General features: G+C 42.8%; 2 pseudogenes. Both read left to right on the plus strand.

Annotation, left to right across the window (positions count from 1 at the left end):
• A pseudogene (locus AC1M9C_RS14950) lies at window positions 1-235 on the plus strand (acetyl-CoA C-acyltransferase); the annotation flags it as partial.
• A gap of 48 nt (window positions 236-283) precedes the next feature.
• A pseudogene (locus AC1M9C_RS14955) lies at window positions 284-437 on the plus strand (3-oxoadipate enol-lactonase); the annotation flags it as partial.

A 437-nucleotide genomic window follows, 5' to 3' on the forward strand; every position in this document is an offset into this window, starting at 1 on the left:
AGCGTTTGCAGCACAAGCATTGGCGTGTACACGTGACCTAGGTTTAGCCGACGATGATGCACGTGTAAACCCAAATGGTGGTGCAATTGCATTAGGTCATCCATTGGGTGCATCAGGTGCGCGTTTGGTGACGACTGCACTGAATCAACTTGAAGCAACTGGTGGCAAATATGCATTGTGCTCTATGTGTATCGGTGTGGGTCAAGGCATCGCTTTAATTATCGAACGTGTTTAACTATTAAAAACCCCCTCCCTTTTCTTAAGGGAGGTCGGGAGGGATTCTATGCCTACTTTTTCTTCAAATGATGCGCAAATCAATTATCAAACTTTTGGTGATTCAAGCAAGCCTGCTCTTGTTTTCTCTAACTCTTTAGGGACAAATTTCAGCATGTGGCAATCACAAATTGAGTTTTTTAAAGCTTCTCATTATGTGATTT

It is taken from the genome of Acinetobacter sp. 24-47-39, from assembly GCF_056783825.1.